Source organism: Nocardia stercoris, assembly GCF_003696265.1.
GTDB classification, from domain to species: domain Bacteria; phylum Actinomycetota; class Actinomycetes; order Mycobacteriales; family Mycobacteriaceae; genus Nocardia; species Nocardia stercoris.
Window position 1 is genome coordinate 151400 of record NZ_RFFH01000015.1, and the last position, 10257, is coordinate 161656.

Consider the following 10257-nt stretch of genomic DNA (forward strand, 5'->3'; position numbering starts at 1 on the left):
TCGACGGGCCGGTGCGACCCAGCACCCGGCGATGGACGTGAGATCAGAGGTGTAGACGTGAGTGCTCCTTCTACCGGACAGGGCCCGCTCGCGGGCATCAAGGTCGTCGAGCTGGCCGGGCTCGGCCCCGCGCCGCATGCCTCCATCCTCTTGGCCGACCTGGGCGCCGACGTGGTGCGCGTACAGCGGGCGGGTGGCCTGAACAGTTCGCTGGAGCGCCCGCAGTGGCGCGGCCGCACCATCGTCGAGGCCGATCTGAAGAACCCGGCCGACATCGAACAGGTGCTGCGCCTCGTCGACCAGGCCGACGTGCTGATCGAGGGCTTCCGCCCGGGTGTCACCGAGCGGCTGGGCCTGGGTCCCGACACCACGCTCGAGCGCAACCCGCGACTCGTCTACGGCCGGATGACGGGCTGGGGCCAGTACGGCCCGATGGCCGACCGCGCCGGCCACGACATCAACTACATCTCGATGACCGGCATCCTGCACGCCATCGGCCGCAAGGGTGAGCGCCCGGTGCCGCCGCTGAACATGGTGGGCGACTTCGGTGGCGGTTCGATGTTCCTGGTGACCGGCATCCTGGCCGCGCTGGTGGAGCGCGGCATCTCGGGTAAGGGTCAGGTGGTCGACGCGGCCATGGTCGACGGTTCGATCGCGCTGGCGCACATGATCTGGGGTATGCGCGGCACCGGCCTGTGGCGCGACGAGCTGGGTGTGAACCTGCTCGACACTGGGATGGCGTTCTACGAGGTGTACGAGACCTCCGATGGCCGGTTCATGGCGGTCGGCGCGATCGAGCCGCAGTTCTACGCGCAGCTGCTGGCCGGGCTGGAGATCGACCCGTCGGGTCTGCCGTTCCAGCTCGACCCGGCCGGGCAGGACCAGCTGAAGAAGCTGTTCACCGAGCGGTTCAAGACCAAGACCCGCGACGAGTGGGCCGCGATCTTCGAGGGCACCGACGCGTGCTGCACGCCGGTGCTGACCTTCGCCGAGGCGGAGCGGAACGAGCATCTCGCCGCCCGAAACAGCCTGGTCGAGATCGACGGCGTCGTGCAGCACGCGCCGGCGCCGCGGTTCTCCCGCACCCAGGGCGGCACCCCGACTCCCCCGCCCTCGGTGGCGACCCCGATCACGTCGGTCTGGGCGAACTGAGGCGACCGGGCGGGTTAGGTAACCACGCGGCCCGCCCGTTCCGGGAACATAAAAAAGGCTCTGGCCAGTCCTTTTATGGGCAGTTTGTTCCGCCCGTCACAAAACTGTGACTTTTCAGCAACCTTACCGCTACCATGTGATCAAGGCGTCATTCCGAACGAATGACCATGAGCAGCATGGAAGTCGAAGGCGGTGGATCCACAGTGATGCGGAGACAGTCGCGACGCCGCTCGCTGGCCGCCCTCTCCGTACTCCCACTCGCGGTCACTCTCGGCTGCGCCGAGCGCGCCCACCCGCAGCCCACCACACCGTGGCATCTGCCGGTTGCCGGCACCCCGGTGACCGGCGCCCTCGGCCACCGCGTCGGCACCCGCCCGCTGCGCGCCGCCCACCCCGGCACCCTCGCCGGCTCCGGCATCGGCTCGATCGTCGACCTCACCGCCCCGAACCCGTTGCGGCCGTACCCATCCGGTGTCGAGCGCCCCGCGCCGCACCGCCCCGCCGCGCCTCCGCTGGGCGCCGGCCTGCGCACCGCCACCCCCACTGTCCACGCCGTAGGCGGCACCATCGGATCCCGCGAGCACTCGTTGTCGCGCTGATCCGCCCCGAGCCCGCAGAGCTTGTCGACGCTGCCGAGCACTGCTGCGCCTCACCTGGCTGAGGCGTACGTCTGCCGCCGGCCCAGAGCCGCGCCGGCGGCAGACACGAAAACCGCGATTGCCAACGAGGGCAACGCATTTACCTCGGCACGATGAAGTGCCGACAGAGGCGAGACCACCGCTGCCGACGACGACAGCGCGCGACTGCCCGCTCAACGCAGAGTAGGCAACGCCTCGCAGCACCGCTGCCAACGGCGGCAGCGGAAATCGCCGGCCCAGCGCCGAGCCGGCCGCGGTTCGAACCGCGCGACTGCCGACGGCATCAGAACAACGTAGGTTCGCCGAAGCCCGGGGTTCGCTCCAGTTCCAGCAGCCGCTCCTTGGTCGCGAGACCGCCCGGAGCCGAAAACCCGTGCAGCGCATGGTCGGCGGCGAGAATGCGGTGACAGGGGACGATCAGGGGTATCGGGTTGCGGCCCAGCGCGCGGCCCACCCCCTGGGCGGCGCCGGGTGCGCCGATGCGTGCGGCGACCTGGCCGTAGCTGAGGGTGTGGCCAGGGTCGACGGCCCTGGTGACCCGGTACACAGCCAGGTCGAATTCCGATATTCCGTTGTGGTCCAACGTGATCCAGCGCAGATCGTCGAGCTCGCCGGCCAGGTGCGCCCGCACCCCGGCGATCGCGGGCGCCACCGCACCGGTCGGCTCCACCTCGCGGACCTCCCGCCCGTTCGAGCGCAGCATCGCGGTTCGGGTGATCTCCGGCGTGCGGTCGGGCAGCAGGAAGCGCACGATACCGGCCTCGGTCCACACCACCGCGCAGGCACCGATCGCGGTGTCGAACAGCGCGGCGGAAAGAGGGCGTTCCGGTTCGGGCATACCCCCAGTATCACCACGTGGACCGACAAGTCTCGCCCGGGCAGTCCAGTTCGGGAAAACTGGACCTATCGAATCGGACGGTGTCGCGAACTAGGGCAGCACGGCCCGCTCCGCGTGCGCGGCGACCGCGGCCAGTTCGGCCAGTTGCCGCGACCGGTCCCGATCCGGCCCGTCCGGTGCACCGTAGAGCGGTGGCCGCACCCACGGTCCAGCGGGTCGGCGCAGCAACAGGTACCCGCCGGCACCGGCTACGGCGAGAGCGATCAGGGCGAGAAGTACAGCAGCCATGCCCCCAGCGTGAGCCGGACTGGACTTGAAGAAAATATCCACTTACCCCAATACTGGACCTATGACGACGCGCGTGATCAGTGCCGCCACCCTCACCCGCGACCTGGGCGGCTGGCGCTTCGACGAAGCACCGGCCGGCGGCGAGCAGACCGCGCGCCGCGGCGGACGGCCCGCGTATCTCGCACTGGCGGAAAGCATTCGGCTCCTGATCCACGACGGCCGGGCCCCGCTCGGCGCCGCGCTGCCCAGTGAACGCGATCTGGCCGCCGCGCTCGCGGTCAGCCGCACCACCGTCACCTCCGCGTACGCACTGCTGCGCGACCACGAATATCTGGTCAGCCGCCAGGGTTCACGCAGTACCGTCGCGCTGCCGGCCTCGGTCCCGCACGACGGCAGCCGGCCCGCCCGCAGCCTGCTGGTGACCATGTCACCCGACGACCGGCCCGCGATCGACCTGACCTACGCCGCCATGTCCGCACCACCGGAAATGACCGAGGCGTACTCGGTTGCGCTCCAAGGGCTTCCGCGTTTTCTCGGCACCCACGGCATGGACCCGGTCGGGGTGTCCACGCTGCGTGAGGCGATCGCCCGCCGCTACACCGAGCGCGGCCTGCCCACCGACGCGGACCAGATCCTGGTCACCGTGGGCGCCCAGCACGGGCTACGCCTGCTGCTCAACGTGCTCACCGCCCCCGCCGACCGCGTACTGATCGACCATCCCACCTACCCGAACGCGATCGAGGCCATCCGCGACGTCGGCGCCCGCCCGGTGCCCGTCCCACTGCGTCCCGAGCATCCGCACGCCGGCTGGGACCTCGACGGAATCCGCAGCGCCGCAAGGCAAACCGCGGCCAGCACCGCCTACCTGGTGCCCGACTACAACAACCCGACCGGGCTGGTGATGTCCGCGGCGGACCGGGCCGAACTGGCCGCCATCGCCCGCGAGACCCGCATGACGGTGATCGTCGACGAATCGATGGCCGACCTGCACCTCGACGGCGAACCCCAGCCACCGGCCGCCTCCTTCGCGCGCGGCACCGAGATCGTCACGATCGGCTCGGCGTCGAAATCGTTCTGGGGCGGCCTGCGCGTGGGCTGGGTGCGGGCGAACCGGCCGCTGATCACCAAGCTGCTCGGCACCCGCTCGACGATCGACCTCGGCACCCCGGTCATGGACCAGCTCGCCACCGTCCACCTGCTCGAACACGCCGACACCATCCTGGCCCGGCGGCGCGAACACCTACAGGCCCGGCGTGCCGCGTTGCGCGCCGCGCTGGCCGAGGAGTTGCCCGGCTGGCACGTCGGCACCTGCGCGGGCGGGATGTCGCTGTGGGCCCAGCTCCCGGCGCCGGTCTCCACCGCGCTGGCCGCCACCGCACCCAACCACGGCGTACTGCTGGCAGCCGGCCCGCGTTTCGGCGTGCAGGGCGCGTTCGAACGTTTCCTGCGCCTGCCCTTCACGCACGAGGAGGAAGATCTTCGCTTGGCCGCCAAGGGAATTGCCGCGGCCTACGAGACGCTCAGCCCGCACGCCGCAAATCCGCTGTCGCCGCTGACCTGTTACTGATCCGTAACCGGCAAACACCCAGCAGTGTGATGTCGGGGTGAATTCCCGTGCGCTATCGACGTAGTTCCGGTTAGCCTTGAGATGTCCCGATTCGGTAAGTCCGATTTCGAGCTCCGACGCCTTGATCGGCAGAGGTTCGAGGAGGAACGCATGCCTGAACTTGCGGTACAACCACCAGTGGCGAGCACGGCTCTCGCCACCGACACCCCCGATTTCGCCCCTCCTCGCGCGTTGTTCGAGTCCACCGAATCCACCTCCTGCTCCGAGAAGCCGGAACGAACCGGTGTCCTGGTCGTGCGGATCGCAGCGGACGCCGACCAGCGGCCCCGGGCGGTGGTCCGGATCACCGGCCGCGACGGCATCGCCACCACGCACACGGTCCGGGCCCCCGCGAACCGTTCGATCGCGGTAGCGGCCGGGCACCTGATCGAGATCCATTACCGCGGCGGAGCGGGCTGCCACTGCCGGGCGGACTGGTTGGAGCTCTAGTCACCGGATAGGTGGGTGTCTCCCCTCGGGACAGGGAAGACATGCCACGCCCTCAGCTACGAAGCACGGCGGTCGCGATGCGGCCGCCGTGCTTTCGTCTGTACGCGGGTGCGGATCAGCTCAGCACGTCGTGGCAGACGATCGTCTGGTCGCGGCCCGGGCCCACACCCACGCACGACACCCGGGAACCCGAGAGTTCCTCGAGCCGGCGGACATAGGCCTGGGCGTTGGCGGGCAGTTCCTCGAAGGTCTTGGCGCCGGAGATGTCCTCCCACCAGCCGGGCATCGTCTCGTAGATCGGCTTGGCGTGGTGGAACTCGGTCTGCGTGGTGGGCATCTCCTCGACGCGCTCACCGTCGATCTCGTAGGCCACGCAGATCGGCACCTCCTCCAGGCTGGACAGCACGTCGAGCTTGGTGAGGAAGTAGTCGGTGATGCCGTTGACGCGGGTCGCGTAGCGGGCGATCACGGCGTCGAACCAGCCGGTGCGGCGGGCGCGGCCGGTGGTGACACCGACCTCGCCGCCGGTCTTGGCCAGGTAGGCGCCGGACTCGTCGAACAGCTCGGTGGGGAACGGGCCGGAACCGACGCGGGTCGTGTACGCCTTGAGGATGCCCAGCACCGCGGTGATCTTGTTCGGGCCGACACCCGAACCGACCGCCGCACCACCCGCGGTCGGGTTCGACGAGGTCACATACGGGTAGGTGCCGTGGTCGACGTCCAGCAGGGTGCCCTGCGAACCCTCCAGCAGCACGGTCTCCCCGGACTCCAGGGCCTGGTTGAGCAGCAGCCGGGTATCGGAGATGCGGTGCTTGAAGCCCTCGGCCTGGGCCAGCACCTCATCCACCACCTGCTGCGGGTCGAGCGCCCGGCGGTTGTAGATCTTCACCAGCACCTGGTTCTTGAACTCCAGCGCCGCCTCGACCTTCTGGGTGAGGATCTTCTCGTCCAGCACATCGGCGACGCGGACGCCGACCCGGGCGACCTTGTCCTGGTAGCAGGGACCGATCCCGCGGCCGGTGGTGCCGATCTTCTTGTTGCCGAGGAAGCGTTCGGTGACCTTATCGATGGCCACGTGGTACGGCATGATCAGGTGCGCGTCGGCGGACAGCAGCAGCCGGTCGGTGTCGACCCCGCGCTGTTCCAGGCCGGCCAGCTCGGCCAGCAACACGCCCGGGTCGACGACCACACCGTTGCCGATGACATTGGTGACACCGGGGGTCAGGATGCCCGAGGGGATCAGGTGCAGCGCGAAGTTGTCGCCGTTGGGCAGCACGACGGTGTGACCGGCGTTGTTGCCACCCTGGTAGCGCACCACCCACTGGACCCGTCCGCCGAGCAGGTCGGTGGCCTTGCCCTTGCCCTCGTCGCCCCATTGGGCGCCGATCAGGACGATTGCCGGCATCTGGAGTCTCCTACGAGTTCGACCTGCAGCCACCGCAGCCACGGCGCTGTAGCTACCTGCCGATCCGGGCCGGAAGCCGGAGGGAAAGTCTAATGGATGCCTGTGACGCTCCCCGGAGGCCGCCGGACAGATTTGTGACCGCCACCATAGAATGTCTCGTTTGCGACGGGCTCCCCGCCAGACCGTGACCGAGCCGAGATCGGCACGGTGGCCTTCGCGGGACTATGGTGGCTGCGGTGGACCGGCCCGGTCGGGTCCGGCGCGTGCAGCGAAGAACGACCCGTCCGGCGGTCGCATCCGAGGAGGATTTTCGGCAGTTGAGTACCCATGTTCTCCGCTGCAACGGCGCACCCGTGCCGATCGCCCTGGCGGCGTTGCCGACCAGCCAGGTTGCGGCCATTCCCGAACCTACCGAACTCGACGAGCTGCTGCCGGTACTCGCGGCCGACAGTCTGCCGCGCCTGATCGTCCTCGGTGAGGACGCGGCCCTGGCCGCGGTGCTCACGCACCTGTTGCGGACCGAGCGGCTGCACATCGAGATCGGCTACGTCCCGATCGACCGCACCTACGCCTCGCGCGCCTACCAGACCGGGACCGGTTCGGCGGCGGCCAAGCGCGCGCTGGAGGGAAAACCTCAGGCGGTCCCCCTGATTCGCGACGAGACCGCCACCGTGCTGGTCGGCCGGGCCAGCGTCACCGGGCCCGACGGCGGCAAGCTGGAGGGCGAGGCCTACGTCGACGAGCTCCGGTTGTTCACCGGCCGGGTCGGTGGCCTGCAGGTGTCACCGACGCTGGAGGGTTCGGGTGTCCGCGCGGCGGTGCAGCGCGGACTTCGCAAGCGCCGCTGGGTGACCGGCCGCGCGATGCAATTGGGCTCGCCGGGCGCGGCCGTGGTCCGCGACGGCATCAGTGCACCACATACGGTGCGCCGCTTGAGTTTCTACAGTCACCACGAACCGTGGATGCTGGTGCGATGAGTTATCGGTTCACCCGCAGTCACACCGCGGGCGCTATCCATCCGAGTCCCGTTTTCCTGTTGATCGTGGCGATCGCCGTCGGCGGTGGTGTGCTCGCGTGGGTCTCGGACGTGTGGTCGGCGCCGGCCCGGGTCGGGGTGTTCGTGCTGGTGGTGGCGGGCTGGATCGTCAGTGTCTGCCTGCACGAGTTCGGGCACGCCTACACGGCGTGGCGGGCCGGCGACCGGGAGATCGAGGCGCGCGGCTATCTCACGTTGAACCCGCTGAAGTACAGCCATCCGGTGCTGTCGATCGGGTTGCCGATCCTGTTCATCGCGATGGGCGGTTTCGCGCTGCCCGGCGGCGCGGTGTACATCCGCCCGGAGGGCTTCTCGGCCAAGACCCGCCGGATCATCAGTGGTGCCGGGCCGGCGGTGAACGCGGTCTGCGCGGTGGTGCTGCTGGCGACGGTCCGGTTCGGCGCACCCGAGCAGCTGCACCGGGCGGGCGGCCACGCGGCCTTCTGGTTCGGTCTGACCTTCCTCGGCTTCCTACAGGTCACCGCAACGGTTTTGAACCTGATCCCGATCCCGGGCACCGACGGCTACGGCATCCTCGAACCGTCGCTGAGCTACCAGACCCGGCGCTCGTTGGACCAGGTGAAGCCGTACGGTTTTCTGTTGCTGTTCGCGATCCTGATCGGGGTGCCGCCGCTGCGGGACGCGTTCTATTCGCTGGTGTACCGGCTGTTCGATCTGTCGGGCCTGAACCCGAACTGGATCGCCTACGGCTTCGACCACGTCGCCTTCTGGCAGCCGCTCTACTGAGCCGCGCCTACCGCGACCGAGGTGGGCGGGCTACGTGGTTACGCTGCGCTGCCGCCTCCGCCCGCTGACCACCTCAGTCGGCCGGCTGCACGTACGGGTGCGGCACGGTCGGCGGCAGCATCGCCAGCGCGGACAGCCGTTTCATGCCGCACACCTGCATGAGATCGACCAGTACCGACCTGATCTGGGCGAGCACGACGTGCGCGGACAGTCCGCCGCCCTCCACGAGTTCCTTGCGCGCGCCCTTGGCGACCCGCCGCAGTTCCCGGGTCGCGGCGGCGGCATCGGGTTGTTCGCCCGGCTCGGCCACGATGAACCGGCGCACCACGTCGACCGCGGCCGCCAGCTGCTCGATCTCGGCCACGATGCCGGGGTTCAGGATCTCGTCGTCGCGGACCAGCGACAGTGCGCGGCGCAACAGGACTCGCACGTTGCGGACCGCGTTGTCGAGCGGTTCGGCGGCCGCCCGGATGGTTTCCAGCTGCGAACGAGAATGCCAGTACACCGGCGAGATCTGGCTCACCTCGCGGCCGCCCGCGAGCGCGCTGCGCAGCGAGTCCAGTTGCGATTGGGTGGCGCGGGCCGCGGTCAGCGCGGACTTGACCAGATCGGCGTCCTGTTCGTGCAGGCCGTCGGCGCAGTCGGTCAGCGCGCGGCTCACCACGGCCAGGATGTCTGCGGCCTGTTCCCGGCTGCGCCGCAACGGATTCTGCGGCAGCACCGCCACCACGGCGATCCCGACCAGGCCACCGACGAGCGCGTCGATCATCCGCAGCCCGGACCCGCCGACCGACGGGGTCAGCAGGGTCGCGACCAGTACCGCCGAACTCGCCGCCTGCATCGGGATGATCGCGCCGCGATCCAGGAACACCGCGATCGCCATCGCGGCACCCACCACCAGCGCGATCTGGGCGGGCCCGGTGCCCACCCAGCTGATGAACACCTCACCGATCCCGATGCCCACCGCGACACCGACCACCAGTTCCACCGAGCGGCGCAACCGCGCACCCAGCGAGACCCCGATCGAGATCACCGCGGCGGTCGGAGCGAAGAACGGGCGCTGATGCCCGAGCAGGTCGTGGGCGACGAACCAGGCCAGTCCGGCGGCCAGCGCGCACTGCAGGATCGGCAGCGCCGATCCGCGCAGCCGCAACCAGCCGCCGCGCAGCCGCTCGCTACCGCGGTCGCGGACGGTGTCGGTCAGCAGCTGCCCGTTGAACACCTGCCGACGGCTCAGTCCAGGCCGAGCTGGGCCGCGGCCTGCGGGTCGCAGTCCTCGAGCAGGTCCAGGCAGCGGGCGTATTCGCCGGACTCGCCGATCGCCCGGGCAGCCCGGGCGAGGGCGCCGACGGCCCGCAGGAAGCCGCGGTTGGGTTCGTGGCTCCACGGCACCGGGCCGAAGCCCTTCCAGCCGTTGCGGCGCAGCAGATCCAGGCCACGGTGGTAGCCGGTGCGCGCAAACGCGTAGGCGGCGATCACATCCGGTGTGATAGTGCCCTCTTCCGAGTTGCCGTCCAGGCGGGCGCCGCCGGCGACGGCCCGGTCGAGTGCGGCCTCGGCGAGCGCGGCCCAGGCGATCGATGCGGTCGGAAAAGCGGCCGCGACCTGGACCGGGTCCTGTCCTTCCTCGATCGCCGATTCGGCGTCGATGTTCTCAGGGAGCAGTACCGGCTGGGGTCCGAGCAGATCGCCGAAGGAGGTCATGGGCTTCATTGTGCACGGGCGGTCCGAATGCTCGTTAGGCTGACCATCTAGTTTCGTTGTTCCCGCTGAGCGAGGGGTAAGCGTGTCCGATCCGACAGACGACCCGAAGCCGGATTCCGCTGCGGCACCGGCCGACGGTGCCGTGCCGACATCCGGCCCGGACGGTACGTCTCGGTCCGGTGGTCCGGCGGCACCGGAGGACCCGGCCGCGGGTCGCACAATGCGGATCAGCCGCGACGACCTGCCCGGTCGCGCGGCCCGCGAGGCCGACGCGCGGGCCGCCGCCGACCGTACTCAGGTCGTGCGTCCGCCGAATCCGCCGGTCCCGCCGCGCGCGGCGACCCCGCCGGTGCCGCCCGGTCAGCGCCCGCCGGCACCCGGTGGCCCGCGTCC

The 10257-nt window shown here is 70.0% G+C and carries 11 protein-coding genes and 1 pseudogene; 7 read left to right on the forward strand and 5 right to left on the reverse strand.

The window, feature by feature from the left end:
• The first annotated feature begins 57 nt into the window (after positions 1-57).
• Both EBN03_RS26810 and EBN03_RS26815 read left to right on the forward strand, forming a co-directional pair.
• A complete protein-coding gene (locus EBN03_RS26810) occupies positions 58-1152 on the forward strand; it encodes a CaiB/BaiF CoA transferase family protein (RefSeq protein ID WP_122190901.1) in 1095 nt (364 codons plus the stop codon).
• Between the two features lie 167 nt (positions 1153-1319).
• Positions 1320-1751, forward strand: a complete 432-nt coding sequence (locus EBN03_RS26815; protein WP_147471714.1) for a hypothetical protein — start codon at positions 1320-1322, stop codon at positions 1749-1751.
• Positions 1752-2073: 322 nt separating this feature from the next.
• On the opposite strand, the gene EBN03_RS26820 is transcribed toward EBN03_RS26815, so the two are convergent.
• Positions 2074-2628: a methylated-DNA--[protein]-cysteine S-methyltransferase gene (locus tag EBN03_RS26820; protein ID WP_122190903.1), complete on the reverse strand. Its 555-nt coding sequence runs from the start codon at positions 2626-2628 to the stop codon at positions 2074-2076.
• A 90-nt stretch (positions 2629-2718) separates the two neighbouring features.
• Complete coding sequence (locus EBN03_RS26825) at positions 2719-2916, reverse strand: hypothetical protein (RefSeq protein WP_122190904.1); 198 nt, start codon at positions 2914-2916, stop codon at positions 2719-2721.
• A gap of 61 nt (positions 2917-2977) precedes the next feature.
• On the opposite strand from EBN03_RS26825, the gene yczR reads away from it, so the two are divergent.
• Both yczR and EBN03_RS26835 read left to right on the forward strand, forming a co-directional pair.
• A complete protein-coding gene (gene yczR, locus EBN03_RS26830; RefSeq protein ID WP_122190905.1) occupies positions 2978-4483 on the forward strand; it encodes a MocR-like transcription factor YczR in 1506 nt (501 codons plus the stop codon).
• Between the two features lie 150 nt (positions 4484-4633).
• Positions 4634-4972 carry a hypothetical protein gene (locus EBN03_RS26835; RefSeq protein ID WP_147471715.1) on the forward strand — a complete coding sequence of 113 codons (339 nt, stop codon included), beginning with the start codon at positions 4634-4636 and terminating at the stop codon, positions 4970-4972.
• Positions 4973-5087: 115 nt separating this feature from the next.
• On the opposite strand, the gene EBN03_RS26840 is transcribed toward EBN03_RS26835, so the two are convergent.
• Entirely contained in the window at positions 5088-6377 is a 1290-nt protein-coding gene (locus EBN03_RS26840; protein WP_122190907.1) for an adenylosuccinate synthase, read from the reverse strand.
• Between the two features lie 317 nt (positions 6378-6694).
• On the opposite strand from EBN03_RS26840, the gene EBN03_RS26845 reads away from it, so the two are divergent.
• Together EBN03_RS26845 and EBN03_RS26850 are read left to right on the forward strand one after the other, a co-directional pair.
• Positions 6695-7354: a hypothetical protein gene (locus EBN03_RS26845; protein WP_122190939.1), complete on the forward strand. Its 660-nt coding sequence runs from the start codon at positions 6695-6697 to the stop codon at positions 7352-7354.
• Positions 7351-8160, forward strand: coding sequence for a site-2 protease family protein (locus EBN03_RS26850; protein ID WP_122190908.1), 810 nt, complete (start codon positions 7351-7353; stop codon positions 8158-8160). Before EBN03_RS26845 ends, EBN03_RS26850 begins: the two co-directional genes overlap by 4 nt.
• A 73-nt stretch (positions 8161-8233) precedes the next feature.
• Here EBN03_RS26850 and EBN03_RS26855 read toward each other — a convergent pair whose 3' ends face one another.
• Positions 8234-9382, reverse strand: a complete 1149-nt coding sequence (locus tag EBN03_RS26855) for an FUSC family protein (RefSeq protein WP_407671244.1) — start codon at positions 9380-9382, stop codon at positions 8234-8236.
• A gap of 11 nt (positions 9383-9393) precedes the next feature.
• Positions 9394-9864 (reverse strand): DUF3151 domain-containing protein, encoded by a 471-nt coding sequence (locus EBN03_RS26860; RefSeq protein WP_122190909.1) that lies wholly within the window; start codon positions 9862-9864, stop codon positions 9394-9396.
• 82 nt (positions 9865-9946) lie between these two features.
• Here EBN03_RS26860 and EBN03_RS26865 point away from each other — a divergent pair.
• A pseudogene (locus EBN03_RS26865) lies at positions 9947-10257 on the forward strand (hypothetical protein); the annotation flags it as partial.